This window comes from Cellulosimicrobium funkei (assembly GCF_900155925.1).
Lineage (GTDB): Bacteria > Actinomycetota > Actinomycetes > Actinomycetales > Cellulomonadaceae > Cellulosimicrobium > Cellulosimicrobium funkei.
Window position 1 is genome coordinate 249,523 of the sequence record NZ_FTMI01000005.1, and the last position, 17,651, is coordinate 267,173.

At 73.9% G+C, this 17,651-nt stretch carries 17 protein-coding genes; 7 read left to right on the forward strand and 10 right to left on the reverse strand.

Translation table 11 applies throughout. From position 1 onward, the window contains the following. The first annotated feature begins 52 nt into the window (after positions 1–52). The 4 genes from BXA05_RS14355 (at position 53) to BXA05_RS14370 (ending at position 5,107) form a co-directional block, all read left to right on the forward strand. The gene (locus tag BXA05_RS14355; RefSeq protein ID WP_082774222.1) at positions 53–1,483 is read left to right on the forward strand and encodes a hemolysin family protein; all 1,431 of its coding nucleotides are present in this window, start codon (positions 53–55) and stop codon (positions 1,481–1,483) included. Beyond that, a complete protein-coding gene (locus tag BXA05_RS14360) occupies positions 1,480–2,511 on the forward strand; it encodes a hemolysin family protein (RefSeq protein WP_076405661.1) in 1,032 nt (343 codons plus the stop codon). Before BXA05_RS14355 ends, BXA05_RS14360 begins: the two co-directional genes overlap by 4 nt. A 106-nt stretch (positions 2,512–2,617) precedes the next feature. After that, positions 2,618–3,802 (forward strand): acyl-CoA dehydrogenase family protein, encoded by a 1,185-nt coding sequence (locus BXA05_RS14365; protein WP_076405663.1) that lies wholly within the window; start codon positions 2,618–2,620, stop codon positions 3,800–3,802. A 153-nt stretch (positions 3,803–3,955) separates the two neighbouring features. After that, entirely contained in the window at positions 3,956–5,107 is a 1,152-nt protein-coding gene (locus tag BXA05_RS14370) for a trans-sulfuration enzyme family protein (protein WP_076405665.1), read from the forward strand. An 80-nt stretch (positions 5,108–5,187) separates the two neighbouring features. Here BXA05_RS14370 and BXA05_RS14375 read toward each other — a convergent pair whose 3' ends face one another. Both BXA05_RS14375 and BXA05_RS14380 read right to left on the reverse strand, forming a co-directional pair. Beyond that, positions 5,188–5,658 carry a hypothetical protein gene (locus BXA05_RS14375; RefSeq protein WP_143311166.1) on the reverse strand — a complete coding sequence of 157 codons (471 nt, stop codon included), beginning with the start codon at positions 5,656–5,658 and terminating at the stop codon, positions 5,188–5,190. A 64-nt stretch (positions 5,659–5,722) separates the two neighbouring features. After that, on the reverse strand, positions 5,723–6,058 hold the full coding sequence (locus tag BXA05_RS14380; protein WP_061266815.1) for a DUF6191 domain-containing protein: 336 nt from the start codon (positions 6,056–6,058) through the stop codon (positions 5,723–5,725). A 133-nt stretch (positions 6,059–6,191) separates the two neighbouring features. Between BXA05_RS14380 and BXA05_RS14385 the strand changes: the two genes are divergently transcribed. After that, positions 6,192–6,911, forward strand: a complete 720-nt coding sequence (locus BXA05_RS14385; RefSeq protein WP_206153646.1) for an AMIN-like domain-containing (lipo)protein — start codon at positions 6,192–6,194, stop codon at positions 6,909–6,911. A 26-nt stretch (positions 6,912–6,937) separates the two neighbouring features. Here BXA05_RS14385 and BXA05_RS14390 read toward each other — a convergent pair whose 3' ends face one another. The 7 genes from BXA05_RS14390 to BXA05_RS14420 form a co-directional block, all read right to left on the reverse strand. After that, positions 6,938–7,963: an NAD(P)H-dependent glycerol-3-phosphate dehydrogenase gene (locus BXA05_RS14390; RefSeq protein WP_244550475.1), complete on the reverse strand. Its 1,026-nt coding sequence runs from the start codon at positions 7,961–7,963 to the stop codon at positions 6,938–6,940. Further along, on the reverse strand, positions 7,960–8,685 hold the full coding sequence (locus BXA05_RS14395) for a lysophospholipid acyltransferase family protein (RefSeq protein WP_076405815.1): 726 nt from the start codon (positions 8,683–8,685) through the stop codon (positions 7,960–7,962). Before BXA05_RS14395 ends, BXA05_RS14390 begins: the two co-directional genes overlap by 4 nt. 31 nt (positions 8,686–8,716) lie before the next feature. Beyond that, complete coding sequence (locus BXA05_RS14400) at positions 8,717–9,322, reverse strand: response regulator transcription factor (RefSeq protein WP_061266816.1); 606 nt, start codon at positions 9,320–9,322, stop codon at positions 8,717–8,719. Then, positions 9,319–10,599: a sensor histidine kinase gene (locus tag BXA05_RS14405; RefSeq protein WP_083711904.1), complete on the reverse strand. Its 1,281-nt coding sequence runs from the start codon at positions 10,597–10,599 to the stop codon at positions 9,319–9,321. The genes BXA05_RS14400 and BXA05_RS14405 overlap by 4 nt, the downstream gene beginning before the upstream one ends. A gap of 81 nt (positions 10,600–10,680) precedes the next feature. After that, positions 10,681–11,997, reverse strand: a complete 1,317-nt coding sequence (gene murA, locus BXA05_RS14410) for a UDP-N-acetylglucosamine 1-carboxyvinyltransferase (protein ID WP_061266819.1) — start codon at positions 11,995–11,997, stop codon at positions 10,681–10,683. A 351-nt stretch (positions 11,998–12,348) separates the two neighbouring features. Further along, positions 12,349–13,389, reverse strand: a complete 1,041-nt coding sequence (locus BXA05_RS14415; RefSeq protein WP_076405669.1) for an adenosine deaminase — start codon at positions 13,387–13,389, stop codon at positions 12,349–12,351. A 115-nt stretch (positions 13,390–13,504) separates the two neighbouring features. Next, positions 13,505–14,395, reverse strand: a complete 891-nt coding sequence (locus BXA05_RS14420) for an SDR family oxidoreductase (RefSeq protein ID WP_061266821.1) — start codon at positions 14,393–14,395, stop codon at positions 13,505–13,507. 237 nt (positions 14,396–14,632) lie between these two features. On the opposite strand from BXA05_RS14420, the gene BXA05_RS14425 reads away from it, so the two are divergent. Together BXA05_RS14425 and BXA05_RS14430 are read left to right on the forward strand one after the other, a co-directional pair. Continuing rightward, positions 14,633–15,577, forward strand: coding sequence for an alpha/beta hydrolase family protein (locus tag BXA05_RS14425; protein WP_076405672.1), 945 nt, complete (start codon positions 14,633–14,635; stop codon positions 15,575–15,577). After that, entirely contained in the window at positions 15,574–16,017 is a 444-nt protein-coding gene (locus BXA05_RS14430; RefSeq protein WP_076405674.1) for a MarR family winged helix-turn-helix transcriptional regulator, read from the forward strand. Before BXA05_RS14425 ends, BXA05_RS14430 begins: the two co-directional genes overlap by 4 nt. A gap of 171 nt (positions 16,018–16,188) precedes the next feature. Here the strand turns inward: BXA05_RS14430 and lpdA are convergent, their stop codons facing one another. Next, positions 16,189–17,595 (reverse strand): dihydrolipoyl dehydrogenase, encoded by a 1,407-nt coding sequence (lpdA, locus tag BXA05_RS14435; protein WP_034654525.1) that lies wholly within the window; start codon positions 17,593–17,595, stop codon positions 16,189–16,191. Positions 17,596–17,651: the final 56 nt, after the last annotated feature.

Consider the following 17,651-nt stretch of genomic DNA (forward strand, 5'->3'; position numbering starts at 1 on the left):
GCGAGCGGACGCACCCACGCGTCCCCGTCGACCGCAGGGCGGTGCGGGCACGATGACGACCTTCCTCTCCCTCCTCCTCGGGCTCCTCGTGGTCCTCGCGATCACGGCGGCGACGGCCTACTTCGTCGCGCAGGAGTTCGCCTACATGACCGTCGACCGCTCCCGGCTGGGGGCCAAGGCGGAGGCCGGCGACGAGTCGGCCCGGCGCGCGCTCGCCGTGACCCGGCGCACCTCCTTCGTCCTGTCCGGCGCGCAGCTCGGCATCACGGTGACGGGCCTGCTCGTCGGCTACGTGGCCGAGCCCCTCATCGGGCAGTCGCTCGGCACCATGCTCGGCGGCGTCGGCGTCCCGACGGGTGTCGGGGTCGCGGTGGGCACCGTCCTGGCGCTCGTGCTGTCGACGATCATCCAGATGCTCTTCGGCGAGCTGTTCCCCAAGAACCTCGCCATCGCGCGGCCCGAGCCGCTCGCGAAGGGTCTGGCGCGCTCGACGTCGGCGTACCTCACGGTGTTCGGCTGGCTCATCGCGGTGTTCGACAAGGCGTCCAACGCGCTGCTGCGGATGCTCAGGATCGAGCCCGTCCACGACGTCGACAACACCGCGACCGCGCGCGACCTCGAGCACATCGTGGCCGACTCGCGCGAGAGCGGGAACCTGACCGACGAGCTGTCCGTGCTCCTCGACCGCGTGCTGGACTTCCCGCAGCGCGACGTCGAGCACGCGATGATCCCGCGCTCGCGCGTGGGGACCGTCCGGCCCGAGGCGACCGTCGCCGAGGTGCGCGAGCTCATGGCCCGCGCCCACACGCGCTACCCGGTGGTCGACGACACGGACCAGCCGCTCGGCGTCGTCCAGCTCGCCGACGTCCTCGCGACCGACCTGCCCGCGGACGCCCCCGTCACGGCGCTCATGCGCCAGGCCGTGGTGCTGCCGACGGCCATGACGCTCCCGGACGCCCTCGCGCAGCTCAACTCCACGCGCAACCAGCTCGCGTGCGTCATCGACGAGTACGGCGGCTTCACCGGCGTGCTGACCGTCGAGGACCTCGCCGAGGAGCTCGTCGGCGAGATCACCGACGAGCACGACCCCGAGCAGCCCGCCACGGTCACGGCCGAGGAGGACGGCGTGTGGGTCATGGGCGGCGACGTCCACGTCGACGAGGCGGAGCGCGCCCTCGGGCACGACCTGCCCCGCGGCGACCACGAGACCGTCTCGGGGCTCCTCATCGCCCAGCACGGTGCCCTGCCGCGCGCGGGCGACCAGATAGAGGTGCCGCTCCCGGACGACCCGGCCGACCTCGTGCACGACGAGCCGGTGCACCGCGCCCTCCTCGTCGACGTCCTGTCGGTCGAGCGGCACGTGCCGCGTCTCGTGCGCGTCCGGCTCGTCGAGCGGCGTGGCGACGTCCCCGTCGACGTCGTCGGGCACCCGACCGCGCGCGAGGCAGCGCACCCGACCGACGCCGCGGAGGAGACCCGATGAGCAACCCCTGGGTCGTCGTCACGGCGACCGTCGCGATCATCGCGCTCAGCGCGTTCTTCGTCGCCGTGGAGTTCGCGCTCCTCGGTGCCAAGAGGCACCGCCTCGAGGACGCCGCGCCCACGAGCCGCGCCGCGCGCGCCGCGCTGCGCAGCTCGAACGAGCTCACGCTCCTCATGGCCGGCGCCCAGCTCGGCATCACCGCGTGCACGCTCGCGCTCGGTGCCATCACCAAGCCCGCCGTCCACCACTGGCTCACGCCCGTCTTCGAGACGTGGGGCGCGCCCCTGTGGGCCGCCGACGTCGCGGGCTTCGTGCTCGCGCTGATCGTCGTGACGTTCCTGCACCTCGTCGTCGGCGAGATGGCACCGAAGTCGTGGGCCATCGCCCACCCCGAGCGGTCTGCCACGCTCCTCGCGCTGCCGATGCGCGGGTTCATGTGGGCGTTCCGCCCGCTCCTGCGCTGGCTCAACGAGCTCGCGAACCGCTGCGTGCGGGCCGTGGGCGTCGAGCCGGTGGAGAACGTCGAGGGTGGCGGGCAGGACGCCGCGACCCTGCGGCACCTGGTCGAGCACTCGGCGAACGTCGGCGCGCTCGAGGCGTCGTACCGGGCGCAGATCTCGGGCGTGATCGAGCTCGAGACCCTCACGGTCGACGCGCTCGTGCCGGCCGGGAGCCGGCCCACGTCGGTCCCCGCCGACGCGACCGCGGCCGACGTGCGACGCGCGTCGGCCCGCTCGGGCCACCTGCGCATCCTCGTCCAGAACGGGAGCGTGGTCCCGAAGGTCGTGCACGTGCGCGACACGCTCCTCGAGCCGGACAACCGGCTCGCCAAGGAGCTCGCGCGCCCCGGGTTCGTCCTGGAGTCCGGCACCACGGTGCACGCCGCGCTCGCGCGCATGCGCGAGTCGAGCGAGCAGCTCGCGGTCGTCATGGACGGCGAGCGGTTCGTCGGCGTCGTGACGCTCGCAGACGTCCTGCGCCGCATCCTCCCCCACCCGGAGGATCCGGTGCCCGTCCTCGTGGGCTGACGGCGGCCACCGGCCGCCGTACGGTGGAGGGGCCCCGGCGACGCTCGTCGCCGGGGCCCTTCCCCGTCCGCCCCTCCACCGTCCGTCCCGAGACCGAAGGCAGGCCATGCCCACGCCCGTCCCGTCCCCCGCCCCGTTCCCCACGCCGCGCACGCTGCTCTCCGACGAGCTGCTGGAGCAGGTCCGCGGCCGGGCCGCGGGCTACGACCGCGACAACGCGTTCTTCACCGAGGACCTCGCGGCGCTCACCGAGGCCGGGTACCTGCGCGCGCTCGTGCCCGAGTCGTTCGGCGGCGCGGGCCTCACCCTGCGCGAGGTCGCGCACGAGCAGGCGCGGCTCGCGGGTGCCGCCCCCGCGACGGCGCTCGCCGTGAACATGCACCACGTGTGGACGGGCGTCGCGCGCTACCTCCACCTGCGCGGCGACGCGTCGCTCGACTGGCTGCTCGAGGACGCCGTCCGCGGGGGCGTCTTCGGGTTCGGGTACTCCGAGGGCGGCAACGACCTCGTGCTGCTCGGCTCGCGCACCGAGGCCCGCCCGGACGAGCGGGGCGGGTACACGTTCCACGGCCGCAAGATCTTCACGTCGAACTCGCCCGCGTGGACGCGGCTCGGCGTGCTGGGGCTCGACACGCAGTCGCGCGACGCCCCGCGCCTCGTGCACGCGTTCGTGTCGCGCGACGCCGGGGTCCAGGTGCTCGACGACTGGGACACGATGGGCATGCGCGCGTCGCAGTCGCGCTCCACGGTGCTCGACGGCGCGTTCGCCCCCGTCGAGCGCGTCGTCCGGCGGCTGCCGCCAGGCCCGACGCTGGACCCCCTCGTCGTCGGGATCTTCACGACGTTCGAGACGCTGCTCGCGTCGGTGTACACGGGCATCGCGGACCGTGCGCTCGAGCTCGGCGTCGCCGCGGCCCGCCGTCGGACGTCGATGAAGAACGACGGCGCGCCGCTCTCCGAGGACCCGGACGTCCGCTGGCGCCTCGCCGACGCCGCGCTCGCGCTCGACGCCGTCTGGCCGCAGATCGACACCGTCGCGGCCGAGCTCGACGCCCTCGTCGACCGCGGCGCGGGCTGGTTCCGCGCGACCGCAGGGCTCAAGGTGCGCGCGACGGAGACGGCGAAGACCGTCGTCGACCAGATGGTGCGGGTCGCGGGCGGCTCCAGCTACTTCGCCGGCAACGAGCTCGGCCGCCTCTACCGCGACGTCCTCGCCGGGATCTTCCACCCGTCCGACGACGAGTCCGCCCACTCGACCGTCGCGCAGTCGCTCCTGGGCCCCCTCCCCTGACGCGGACCGCCGGCGCCGAGCAGGTGGTCCTGGCACGTCCCGGCCGCACGACGCACCAGCACGACCTGCTCGGCCGACCGTGATCGCCTGGTCGCTCGGTCAGGGGGTGGTCGCCCGGGGCACTCGTCGGGCGGCCGGGCGTACGCTGCCGCCATGACCGACCCGCACGCCTCCGACGCCCTGTCCCCCGCGACCGTCGCCGTCGCCGCGGGACGCCCCGAGCGGTCGCAGGGCGCGCCCGTGAACCCCCCGATCGTGCTGTCCTCGACGTACGTGTCGCAGGGCGTCCAGCAGCCGGGCGAGCTCCTGTACACGCGGATGGACACCGAGACGTGGCACCCGTTCGAGGAGGCGCTCGCCGCGCTCGAGGGCGCGGAGCACCCCGGCGTGGTGTTCGGCTCCGGGATGGCGGCGATCGCCGCGGTGTTCTCGGCCGTGCCCGCGGGCGGGAAGGTCGTGCTGCCCCGCCACGCCTATCAGGTGTCGCTCGGCTTCGCGGACGACCTCGCGGCACGGGCCGGCGTCGAGGTCGTGCGCGTCGACGTCGCCGACACCGACCAGGTCGTCGCGGCCCTCGACGGCGCATCGCTCCTCCTCGTCGAGTCCCCGACGAACCCCATGCTCGAGGTCGCCGACCTGCCCGCCCTGCTCGCGGCGGCGCGCGAGCGCGGGGTCCTGTCCGCGGTCGACAACACGTTCGCGACCCCGCTCGGCCAGCAGCCCCTCGCGCACGGCGCGGACGTCGTCGTGCACTCGGTGACGAAGTACCTCGCCGGGCACTCCGACGTCGTGCTGGGGGCGGCCGTCGCGCGCACGCCGGAGCTCACAGCCGCGCTGCGTGCCTACCGCACGCTCCACGGCTCGATCCCCGGGCCGTTCGAGGTGTGGCTCGCGCTGCGCGGCCTGCGCACGCTCGCCCTGCGCGTCGAGCGCTCCCAGCAGAACGCGGCGGAGCTCGCGCGCCGGCTCGCCGAGCACCCCGACGTCGTCGAGGTGCGGCACCCGAGTCTGCCCGACGACCCGGGGCACGAGCGCGCGACGCGCCTCATGACCGGGTACGGCTCGATCCTCGGGATGCGCCCGCGGGGTGGTGCGGCGGGCGCGGACGCCGTCGTCGCGGCGGTCCGGCTGTGGGTACCCGCGACGAGCCTCGGCGGCGTCGAGTCGAGCCTCGAACGCCGACGCCGGTTCGCGACCGAGTCGCGCACGGTCCCGGAGGACCTGCTGCGGCTCTCGGTGGGCGTCGAGGACGTCGAGGACCTCTGGCGCGACCTGGACCGGGCGCTGCGCAGCGCGGTCGACTGACGCGCGCCACGGCCCCGGCCGCGCGGCGCCGCGGCGGCGGGTGCGTCGGTCCGGCTCCGCACCGCCACGCTCCGACCCCGTCAGAGCAGGTCGTTCTCCGCCTCCTCGAGGGGACCGCTCCACCAGGAGTCCGGCCCGGTCGCGGCGCTGTCGATGGCGCGCAGCCTCGTGCGGAGCGTCCGCAGCCGCGCCCGGTGCGAGGGAGCCCTGCGCCCGGACGGACGGGAGGGCGGACGGATCTCCCCCGCCCGGAAGGCACGCAGGCGCTCCGCGGCCTGCTCGGCCGTCATCGTCGTCGGCCCGGGGGCGGGCCGTCCGGAGCTCAGGTACTCCGCGAACGCCTCCAGGAACCCCTCGGTCGCCGCCCGGTGGCGGTTGAGGGGGGACGAGTCGCCCGTCGAGACGTCCCGCACCCAGGTCGACCCGTCCTCGTGCTCCACGACCAGAAGCTCTCCGTCGTGGACGACGCCGATCTCGCGGGCCCCGGGGTCGAGGTCGGCCCTCGCTGCCACCGGGTGCAGGCGGATACCGAACAGATGCTCGTCACGCACGCCCTGGATCCTCTCCGCGCAGGCCGCCACGGCCCGCGCACCACCACCTGTGGGTCACCGCACCCTAGCCCGCGTCGGGCTCGGGTGCCGGGGAGCCGCGGCGGGACTGCTCCCGAGGGACGTAGAAGACCCCGCCGTCCAGGTCGACGTCGAACGGCCGGCCCTCCGCCGGACGCTGGACGATGTCGAGCCGCTGACGTTCTTTCTCCTCGGTGAGGTGCGTCCGGCTGGGCTGGAAGATCTCGACGATCTCGCCGAACATGCCGGACGACGCGCTCTCGCCCGCGCCCTCGGAGCGCCGGGCACGCGCCTCCGCCCCGGACGCGAAGCGGACGATTCCCACGACCACCATTCCCGTGAGCGCGACCGCGAAGGACGCACCACCGATCCCCTGCAGCATCCCCCGAGGGTAGCGGCAGCCACCTCGTCAGGACAGGGTGCGCGGTCCCCGAGACCGGGCTGTGACACGACCGTCGCCGGACCGTGGCCCACCCGCCGCGCGCGCGTGACCTGGGCTTTCTAGGATCGACGGCATGACGACACGACGAGCGGTGCGGACGCGGCAGGCACGACCGACGGGCCGCGCGGTGCCCGGAGGACCGGCCGCCGTCGCCGGCGCGGTCCTCGTCCTCGCCCTCGCGGCGTGCAGCCCGGGCGGGTCGGACGAGTCGCCCTCGCCGTCGAGCACCGCGACGAGCGCGTCGCCCAGCCCCACCGACTCCCCGAGCACCACCCCGGAGCCCGGCGCCGAGCCGTCCGACGGCGCGTCCACGCCGTCGGACGACGCGACGGAGGCACCGCTGCCGTTCCCCGCGAACACCGAGCCGGACACGCAGGACCCGTCCGCGGACGCCGCGCTCACGGTGACGGACGTCCGGGTCGGGCACCACGACGGGTTCGACCGGGTCGTCTTCGAGCTCGGCGGCACGGGGACGCCCGGGTGGCGGGTCGAGTACGTGGACCAGCCGACGGACGACGGCAAGGGTGACGTCGTCGCGGTCGACGGCGACGCCTACCTGCAGGTCATGATCTCCGGCTCGGGGTACCCCATGGACACCGGGGTCGAGGAGTACGCGGGCCCCAACCCCGTCCGGGCCGGGGACGACGGCGAGGTCGAGGAGGTGCTGCTGCGCGGCGTGTTCGAGGGGTACACGCAGGCGTTCGTCGGGGTCGACGACGAGCGGCGCCCGTTCCGGGTGTTCTCGCTCGAGGACCCGACCCGCGTCGTCGTCGACGTCCGCGACGACGGCTGACGGCCCCACTCGTCAGGCCGAGGGCCTCAGCGCTCCGCCGAGACGCCCTCGGCCTTCTGCGGCCGCGACAGCAGGCCGCGCGCCATCTCGTCGACGGGCATGCCCTCGTGGAGCACCGCGACGACCCCGGCCGTGATGGGCATGTCGACACCGACCTTGCGCGCGAGCTCGAGCACCGAGCGGCACGACTTCACGCCCTCCGCCGTGCCGCCGGTCGCGGCGATCGCGTCGTCGAGGCTCAGGCCCTGGCCGATGTGCTTGCCGAGCGTGTGGTTGCGCGAGAGCGGCGACGAGCACGTCGCGACGAGGTCGCCCATCCCCGCGAGCCCGGGGAACGTCTCCGCGTCCGCCCCGAGCGCGAGCCCGAGGCGCGTGATCTCGACCAGGCCGCGCGTGATGACGGTGGCGGTCGTGTTGTAGCCGAACCCGCGGCCCTGGGCGATGCCCACGGCGAGCGCGATGACGTTCTTCACCGCGCCGCACAGCTCGACGCCGACCACGTCCCGATTGGTGTACGGGCGGAAGTACGACGACGAGCACGCGCGCGCCACGTAGCGTGCCACGTCGTCGTCGGCGCACGACACGACGGTCGCCGTCGGCTGCCGGTGCGCGATCTCGCGCGCGAGGTTCGGCCCCGAGACGACGGCGACGCGCTCGGGAGCCAGGCCGAGCGACTCCGCGACGACCTCGCTCATGCGCCGGTCGGTGCTCAGCTCGACGCCCTTCATGAGGGACACCGCGACGGCGCCGGGCGCCACGTGCGGGCGGAGCTCGGTGAGCGTCTCGCGCGCGACCTGGGAGGGCACCGCGACGACGACGAGCCCGGCGCCCGCGAGCGCCTCGGCCGCGTCGGTCGTGGCGCGGATCCCGTCGGGGAGGTCGATGCCCGGCAGCCGCTTCTCGTTGCGGCGCGAGGCGTTCACCTGCTCGGCGACCTCGGCGTCGCGGCCCCAGAGACGCACCGCGCACCCGGCGTCGGCCAGGACGGCGGCGAACGTGGTGCCCCAGCTGCCCGACCCGAGGACGGCGGCGACGATCCGCTCGGCGCTCACGCGCGGTCCTCCGTCCCGGGCCGACGGCGCAGGTCGAACCGCTCGGCGGGAGCCTTCTCGCCGCGGATCTCCTCGAGCTGGCTCGTGATCGCGGCCATGATGCGCTCGGTCGCCTCGCGCAGCGTCGCGGTGTCCTGCGGGCGGTCGTAGAGGTCGGAGAGGTCGACGGGCGGGCCCGCGTGCACCGCGACCTGCTTGGGCGGGATCGGCTTGAACACCTTGCCGTACGGCGCGAGGAGCCGGTGCGCGCCCCACTGGGCGATGGGGACGACGGGCGCCCGGCTCGCGAGCGCGAGGCGCGCGACGCCGGTCTTGCCCACCATGGGCCAGCCGTCCGGGTCGCGCGTGAGCGTGCCCTCGGGGAAGAACACGACGCACTCGCCCTCGTGGAGCCGCGCGGTGGAGTCCACGAGCGACTGCGCGGCGCCCGCGGTGCCGCGGTGCACGGGGATCATCCCGGTGCGGGTGAGGAGACCGCCGAGCACGGGCACCTTCCAGAGCGACGCCTTCGCCGTGATCTTGGGGGCACGGCCCTGGTCGTAGAGGAAGTGGGCGAGCGTCACCGGGTCGACCTCGGTGACGTGGTTCGCCGCGGCGATGAACCCGCCGTCGGGCAGGTTCTCGGCACCCCGCCAGTCGCGTCGGGTGATCGCGAACAGGATCGGGCGCAGCACGAACGCCAAAGTCCTGTACGCGCGCGGTGTCTGGGGCTGGCTCGGCACGGTCACCGAGCCTACCGGGCGGAGCCCGCCCTCAGATCCAGCCGTGCCGTCGCGCGGCGTGCGCGGCCTCGTGCCGGTTCGCGGCGCCCAGCTTGGCCGCTGCGGACGAGAGGTAGTTGCGCACCGTGCCGGGCGCGAGGTGGGCGCGCGTCGCGATCTCCTCGACGGGGGCGCCGTCGGCCGCGAGCTCGAGCACGTCGGCCTCGCGCGGCGTGAGCGGGCTCGCGCCCGCGGCGATCGCCTCCGCGGCGAGCTCCGGGTCCACGTACCGGCCGCCGTCGCGCACCTGGCGCACGACGTCCGCGAGGACGCGCGCCGAGACGGTCTTCGGCAGGAAGCCCCGCGCGCCCGCCTCGAGCGCGCGCTTGAGGTAGCCCGGGCGACCGTGGCTCGTGACGATGACGACGCCGCACGACGGCAGCTCGCCGGCGAGCCGCTGCGCGACCTCGACGCCGTCGAGGCCCGGCATCTGGAGGTCGAGCACGGCGACGTCGGGCCGGAGCTTGAGCGCGGCCGCGACGGCCTCGGGGCCGGACGCCGCCTGCGCCACGACCTCGAGGTCGTCCTCGAGCGCGAGGAGCGACGCGACGGCGTCGCGGATGAGGTTCTCGTCGTCGGCGAGCAGGATGCGGATCACGCCGGGGTGGTCCTCTCGGGGAGCGGGGACGGGGACGCGCGGTGGGGACGGGCGGCGTCGGGCACGCGGGCCACGAGCCCGAAGCGGCCGTCGTCGACCCACGTCTCGAGGCGACCGCCGGCGCCCTCCAGGCGTTCGCGGAGCCCGACGAGGCCCGACCCGCCGCCGGTGCGCGGCGTCGTCGGGACGCCGTCGTTGACGACCTCCACGACGCTCGACGCCCCGTCGCGGTGGACCGTGATGGTGCACGTGCGCGCGGTCGAGTGCCGCACGACGTTCGTCACGGCCTCCCGGACCGCCCACGCGAGCGCCTCCTGCGCGTCCTCGCCCACGGGGGTCTCGTCGCCGTGCACGGTCGTCTCGATCCCGGCGGACCGCAGGACGGACCGCGCCCCGGCCAGCTCGGCACCGAGGTCGGCCGTGCGGTAGCCCGCGACGACGGCGCGCACCTCGCGCAGCGCGTCCTGCGCGATGCGGCGGACCTCGAGCATCTGCTCCTCGGCGCCGGGGCGGCCGCGGGCCGCGAGCTCCGCCGCGAGCTCGCTCTTCACGGCGACCACGGACAGCGTGCGGCCGAAGACGTCGTGCAGGTCGCGCGAGAACCGCAGCCGCTCCTCGGCGACGGCGAGGCGGGCGTGGAGCACGCGCGTGCGCTCCTGCTCCCACACGACGCCGAGCATCCAGACCGAGGCGCGGTACGAGCCGAAGACGCCGAGCAGCATGACCAGGACCGAGAGGCCGAGGCCCACCGCGATGCCCGCCGTCCGCGCCGTCACGGGCCCGGTGCCCATCCACACGGAGCACCCGGTGACGACGGCGAGGACCAGCGCGACGAGGGCGACCCGCCGGAACGTGAGCAGGGGGACGAGCGCCAGCACCCCGTAGCCGAGGCCCAGGAGCAGCCCGTAGTAGCGACTGCTCGCGGCGACGTCGTCGACCCCGTCCACGGGGAAGGTGCCGACGGCGAGCGCGGCGACCGCGAGCGAGAGGACCCCGAGGAGGACGAGCAGCACCGGGTGGACGCGGCGTCCGCCGAGGAAGTGCCCGATCCCGGCGCGCAGCGCGAGGATGCAGACGACCGTGTGCACGAGGACGAGCGCCAGCCAGAACCGCGTCACCGACGGGTCGAACGTCGGGTCGCTCCCGATGAGGGCGAGCGCGATGAGGGGCTCGGTCCCCGAGAGGAAGTAGAGCGACCATCGGGTGTAGGAGTCGAACCGTTCGGGGCCGGTCCGCCGGCTCCACACGTCGAGGAACGTGCGCGGTCGGGTGATCACGACGACCAGCCTCGCACGCGGACCGCGTGCGAGGCCGTGACAGTCGTCATGAGGTGGGTGCCCCGGGCACCCGTGGACGGCTCAGTCCCGGCGGACGTCCGCGCCGAGCGCGACCAGCTTGTCCTGGAAGTTCTCGTAGCCGCGGTCGATGAGGCTGATGCCGCGCACGGTCGACGTGCCCTTCGCGGCGAGCGCGGCGATGAGGTGGGAGAAGCCGCCGCGCAGGTCGGGCACCTCGATGTCGGCAGCGGCGAGCGGCGTCGGGCCCGAGATGACCGCGGAGTGGTGGAAGTTGCGCTGCCCGAACCGGCAGTCGCGCCCGCCCAGGCACTCCTTGTAGACCTGGATGGTCGCGCCCATGCCGCGCAGCGCGTCCGTGAAGCCGAAGCGGTTCTCGTAGACCGTCTCGTGCACGATCGACAGCCCCTTGGCCTGGGTGAGCGCCACGACGAGCGGCTGCTGCCAGTCCGTCATGAAGCCCGGGTGCACGTCCGTCTCGAGCACGATCGGCGACAGGTCGCCGCCCGGGTGCCAGAACCGGATGCCGTCGTCCTGGACGTCGAACCGGCCGCCGACCTTCCGGAACGTGTTGAGGAACATCATCATCTCGGGCTGCGTCGCGCCCTTGACGGTGATGTCGCCGCCCGTCGCCAGCGCGGCCGACGCCCACGAGGCCGCCTCGATGCGGTCGCCGAGCGCGGTGTGCGTGTAGCCGTCGAGGCGGTCGACGCCCTCGATGCGGATCACGCGGTCGGTGTCGACCGAGATGATCGCGCCCATCTTCTGGAGCACCGCGATGAGGTCCATGATCTCGGGCTCGATCGCGGCGTTCGCGAGCTCCGTGATGCCCTCGGCGCGCACGGCCGTCAGCAGGAGCTGCTCGGTCGCGCCCACCGACGGGTACGGCAGCGCGATCTTCGTGCCCTGGAGGCGACGCGGGGCACGGATGTGGATGCCGTTCTCCCGCTTGTCCACCACCGCGCCGAACTGGCGCAGGATGTCCAGGTGGTAGTTGATCGGCCGGTCGCCGATCCGGCAGCCGCCCAGGTCCGGGATGAACGCCTCACCGAGACGGTGCAGCAGCGGGCCGCAGAACAGGATGGGGATGCGGCTCGAGCCCGCGTGCGCGTCGATGTCCGCGACGTGCGCCGACTCGACGTTCGACGGGTCCAGGTCGAGGATCCCTGCGTCCGGGTCGGACTTCACGGTGACGCCGTGCAGCTCCAGCAGCCCCGTCACGACGCCGACGTCGCGGATCTGCGGCACGTTGCGCAGCACGCTCGGCGACTCCCCCAGCAACGACGCCACCATCGCCTTCGACACGAAGTTCTTCGCGCCGCGCACGGTGATCGTCCCGTCCAGCGGGGTCCCGCCGTCGACGTACAGCACATCCTTCATGAGCTCTGGTCGCCCTCTCGCCAAGCCGGTGGTCGTGGTGCCCCTGCGGGCAGGGGCCCGCGTGCGGGGCCGCGGACGGCCGTTCCGCGCGCGCGGGTCCCGTGCGTGCCAACGTGCGGCACCCGGAGATTATTCACCCCCTGCGGGGGTGCTCGCCGCCGAACGGACGGCGGCGGCCGTCCCCGACACGTTACTCCCCGGTACGTCCGCGCGGGACGAGCGCCCAGAACCGCGAGACAGAGCCTCGATCGCGCGAGGTAGAGCCCCGGTCCCGCGAGGTAGAGCCGTGGTCACGACCACGCCTCTACCTCGGCGGACCGGGGCTCTACCTCGGCGGGGTGGGTGGCCGGGTCAGACGGCGGTCGCGTCGAACGCCGCGACGTACCGGTCGATCTCGGCGAGGTAGGCCACGCGCTGCGAGTCGCCGAGCCACGACGCCTCGAACGAGTTCCTCGCGAGCTGCACGACCTCCTGCGTCGTGAGGCCCGCCGCCTCCGCGAGCGCGACGTAGTTCTCCGCGACGTAGCCGCCGAAGTACGCCGGGTCGTCGGAGTTCACGGTGACGCGCACGCCCGAGCGCAGCAGGCCGGCGATCTCGGTCGCCTTCATGTCGTCGGTGACGAACGAGTTCGAGATCGGGCACGTCGTGAGGCCCAGCCCGCGCTCGCGCACGACGTCGACGAGCGCCGGGTCCTCCACGACGTTCGTGCCGTGGTCCACCCGGTCCACGCCGATCTCGTCGAGCACGGTCCGGATGTTGTCGATGCTGCCGACCTGGTCGATGTCGCAGTGCATCGTCAGCCGGTACCCGAGCTCGCGGGCGCGCGCGAACACGTCCGCGAACTTCTGCGGCGGGTTGTCGCGCTCGTCGGAGTCGAGCCCGACGCCCAGGATCTTGTCGCGGAACGGCACCGACGCCTCGAGCGTCTCGGCCGCGCTCTGCGCGGAGTGGTCGCGCAGGAAGCACAGGATGAGGTGCGCGTCGATGCCGTGCTTGCTCGGCGCCTCGGCCGCGGCGCGGTGGTACCCGGTCACGACCGCCTCGAACGGCACGCCGCGCGACGTGTGCGCCTGCGGGTCGAAGAACATCTCGGCGTGCTTCACGCCGTCCGCCGCCGCGCGAGCGAGGTAGGCGTCGGCGAGCTCGTAGAAGTCGTCCGCGGTCTGCAGCACCTCCATCGCCGGGTAGTACACGGCGAGGAAGCTCGTCAGGGAGTCGAACGCGTACGTCGCGCGCACCTCCTCGACCGTCGACTGGCCGATGTCGATGCCGTTGCGCTGCGCGAGGCGCAGCTTGAGGTCGGGCTCGAGCGTGCCCTCCAGGTGCAGGTGCAGCTCGGCCTTCGGCAGGCCGGTGACGAACTCGCGGGTGGGCGTCGTGGGCGCGGGCATGGGTCTCCTTCTCGGTCGGTGTCCCCCGGGACCATCTTCTCCCGTGCACGACGACGGCGGCGCACCCGGGTGGGTGGCCGCCGCCTCGTGCGCGCCGGGGGGACGGGAGAACCCGTCAGAGCAGCCGACCTCCGGTCACGCCGATGCGGTCACCGGTGATGTAGCTCGACTCCTGCGAGGCGAAGAACACGTACGCCGGCGCGAGCTCGGCCGGCTGCCCGGCGCGGCCGAGCGGCGTGTCGGCACCGAACTGCTCGACCTTCTCCTCCGGCATCGTGGCCGGGATGAGCGGCGTCCAGATCGGCCCGGGCGCCACGGCGTTGACGCGGATGCCCTCGGGCGCGAGCTGCTGCGCCAGCCCCTTGGTGAAGTTGAGGATCGCCGCCTTGGTGCTGGCGTAGTCGAGCAGCGGAGGGCTCGGGTCGAACGCCTGGACGGAGGTCGTGTTGATGATCGCGCCGCCGCTGGGCAGGTGGTCGAGCGCCGCCTGCGTGATCCAGAACAGCGCGTAGACGTTCGTCTTGAGGACCCGGTCGAGCTGCTCGGTCGTGATCCCCCGCAGTCCCTCGTCCTGCGCCATCTGGTACGCGGCGTTGTTCACCAGCACGTCGAGCCCGCCGAGGCCCGCGACGGCGTCCGCGACGAGCTGCCGGCAGAACGCCTCGTCGCGGATGTCGCCCGGCAGCAGCACGGCCGTGCGGCCCGCGTCCTCGATCCACCGGGCCGTCGTGCGGGCGTCCTCCTCCTCTTCCGGGAGGTACGAGATCGCGACGTCCGCGCCCTCGCGCGCGAACGCGATCGCGACCGCCCGGCCGATGCCCGAGTCGCCGCCGGTGATCAGCGCCCGCTTCCCGTCGAGCCGGCCCGACCCCCGGTAGGTGGTCTCCCCGTGGTCCGGCTCCTGCGACATGTCGCCCGTGCGTCCCGGCGGCTGGAGCTGGTCCGCGGGCTGCTCCGGCTGCGGCTGCTGCGTCGTGGGGTCCTGCGGCGTGGTCTGGTCGGACATGAGCAACTCCCCTGTCGTCGTTCGGCGGAACGTCCAGCATGGGGGCGTCCGCGCGCGCTCGCAGCGCGCCCGCCCCGTGCGCCGACGACGAGCGCCCTGGTCCGCCGAGACCGGACCCACGCGGTACGCGAGCCCGACGGCCTGCAGAGCCCGGCCGCGAGCTGCTCGTGCACCTCTCGCTCGCGCCGCGTCAGCGCACGCACGACCTCACCCACGGAGCCCGCTAAGGTACTTCGCATGCGAAACGACGGCCCGGCGACGGTGGGCTCCGACGAGCTGCGGATCCAGATCCCGGCGGGCGGCTGGGTCGTCGGCACGGTGCGCAAGCCCGCCGAGGAGTCCCCCCGCGGTGTCGTCGTGATCCACCCCGCGACGGCGGTCCCCGAGCGCCTGTACACGGGGTTCGCGGAGTTCCTCGCCACCCATGGGTATGTCGCCGTCACCTACGACTACCGCGGCACGGGCCGGTCCGGCAGCCCCCGCGACCACCGCGGCCTGCGCATGCGCGACTGGATGGCCGACGACGTCCCCGCGGTCGCCGCGTGGGCCCGCCCGCGGTTCGGCGACGTGCCCCAGCTCGCCGTCGGGCACAGCATCGGCGGGCACGCGCTCGCGCTCGGCAAGGGCTCACGGGGCCTGGCCGGGTTCGTCACGGTCGCGTCCCACGTCGCCGCGACGTCCGCGATCCCCGACCGCGCCGAGCGAGCGCGCGTCCGACTGATCCTGCGGGCGCTCGGCCCCGCGACGGCCCGGGTGCTCGGCCACGTCCCCGGCCGTCGTCTGAGCCTCGGGGAGGACATGCCCGCCGCCGCGATGCTCGAGTGGAGTCGCTGGTCGACCATGCCGGGCTACTTCTTCGACGACCCGACCATGCGCGCCGCCGCGGACGCGGCACGCGTCACGGGCGACGTCCTCGCCGTCGGGTTCACCGACGACCCGTGGGCCACCCCCGCGCAGATCGACGCGATCACCGACCGCCTCACGGCCGCCCACGTCGAGCGCCGCACCTGGAGCCCCGCCGACGGCGGCGTGGAGGCGATCGGCCACATGGGCTTCTTCCGCCGCGGCCTGCGCGACACGCTCTGGCCCGAGCTCCTCGCCTGGCTCGACGCGCGCGCCGCGGCCGCCCCGTCGCAGCAGGACGGGAACGTCCACTTCCCCGCCAGGAAGCCGCGACGATGACGGGCCGCCCGCCGCGGCTGGTGTTCCTCACCACCGCGGCGGAGCGCCAGATGCGGCGCTGGATCGCGCGCCGCGGCAGCGCGCGCACGACCGGGGACGGCGGCCCGGGACTCGGGGCCGCCGCCGCCGGTGTGCTGCTGCACCTCGCCACCCACCCCGGCGCGACGATCGGCGAGGTGACGGCCGCGCTGCGGGCCTCCCCCGCCGGCACCAGCGGACTGCTCGCCCGCATGGAGCGCGCGGACCTCGTGCGCCGTCGCCCCGACCCCGACGACCGCCGCACCGTCCGCCTGGACCTCACGCCCACCGGCACCGCGGCGCTCGACGACGTCCGCGCCGCGCTCGCCGAGCTGAACGACCGCCTCACCGAGGGCTTCACCCCCGACGAGCTGGTCACCGTCGCCCGCTGGCTCGAGCACGTGACGCGGACGCTCGCCTAGCGGCACCGGCGGGTCGCCCGGCGGACCGTCCGCCTCCCCGGCGAGGGCGCGCGGGGCACGTTCGTCCCCAGGCGCACGTGGGCACCAGACAGCACGAGGCCCGGACCTGAGACAAGCAGGTCCGGGCCTCGGCTCGGGTGGTCGCCCGCGCGGGGGACCGCGTCTGACGGGTCAGAAGTTGATCATGTGCCCCGCGAGGCCGTGGATCGACTCCTGGACGGCCTCGGACAGCGTCGGGTGGGTGTGCACGTTGCGCGCCACCTCGTTGACCGTGAGGTCCCACTTCTGCGCGAGCGTGAGCTCGGGCAGCATCTCGGAGACGTCGGGGCCGATGAGGTGGCCGCCGAGGAGCTCGCCGTAGGTCTCGTCGGAGATGAGCTTGACGAAGCCGACCGGGTCGCCGAGGCCGTGCGCCTTGCCGTTCGCCATGAACGGGAAGGTCGCGACCTTGACCTGGTAGCCCTCGTCGCGCGCCTGCTGCTCGGTGAGGCCGAAGCTCGCGACCTGCGGCTGGCAGAACGTCGCGCGCGGCATCATGCGGTAGTCGCCGAGCGTGAGCGTCTCGGCGCCGCCGATGGTCTCCGCCGCGACGACACCCTGCGCCTCCGCGACGTGCGCGAGCATGAGCTTCGCGGTGACGTCGCCGATCGCGTAGATGTGCTCGACGTTGGTGCGCATGACGTCGTCGATCGCGATGGCACCGCGCTCGGTGAGCTGGACGCCGGTGTTCTCCAGGCCGAAGCCCTCGACGTTGGGCGCGAAGCCGACGGCCATGAGGACCTTGTCGACGACGAGCTCGCCCGGCTTGTCGTCCTTGACGCCCTTGTAGCTGACGGTGACGCCGTCGGCGCCGTTGTCCTTGACCGTCTGGACGGCGGTCGAGGTGAGCAGGTTGACGCCGAGCTTCTTGTACTGCTTGGCGATCTCCTTCGACACGTCGGCGTCCTCGTTGGGCAGCGCGCGGTCGAGGAACTCGATGATCGTCACGTCCACGCCGTAGTTCTTGAGGACGTAGGCGAACTCCATGCCGATCGCGCCCGCGCCGACGATGGCGATGGAGCGGGGCAGGTCGCGCGTGAGGATCTGCTTCTCGTACGTGACGACGTTCTCGGACAGCTCGACGCCCGGGAGCAGGCGCACCTTCGAGCCGGTCGCGATGATGACGTTGTCGAACGTCACCTGGTCGGTCGAGCCGTCGGCGAGCTTCACGTCGAGCGTGTGCGCGTCGCGGAACGTGCCGCGGCCGTCGTACTCGGTGATCTTGTTCTTCTTCATGAGGAAGTGCACGCCCTTGACGCGCCCCTCCGCGACGGTGCGCGAGCGGTCGAACGCCGCGCCGAAGTCGAAGCTGACCTCTCCGGAGATGCCGAAGGTCTTCGCGTCGTGCTGGAAGATGTGCGCGAGCTCGGCGTTGCGCAGGAGCGCCTTGGACGGGATGCAGCCCACGTTGAGGCACACCCCACCCCAGTACTTCTCCTCCACGACCGCGACCGACAGACCCAGCTGGGCTGCACGGATCGCGGCCACGTAACCACCGGGACCTGCACCGAGGACGACGACGTCGTAGTGGGATGCCATGGCCTCAAGCCTACTGGCGCAGCATCGGCCGTGGCGCGCCCGCGTGCGCGACGTCC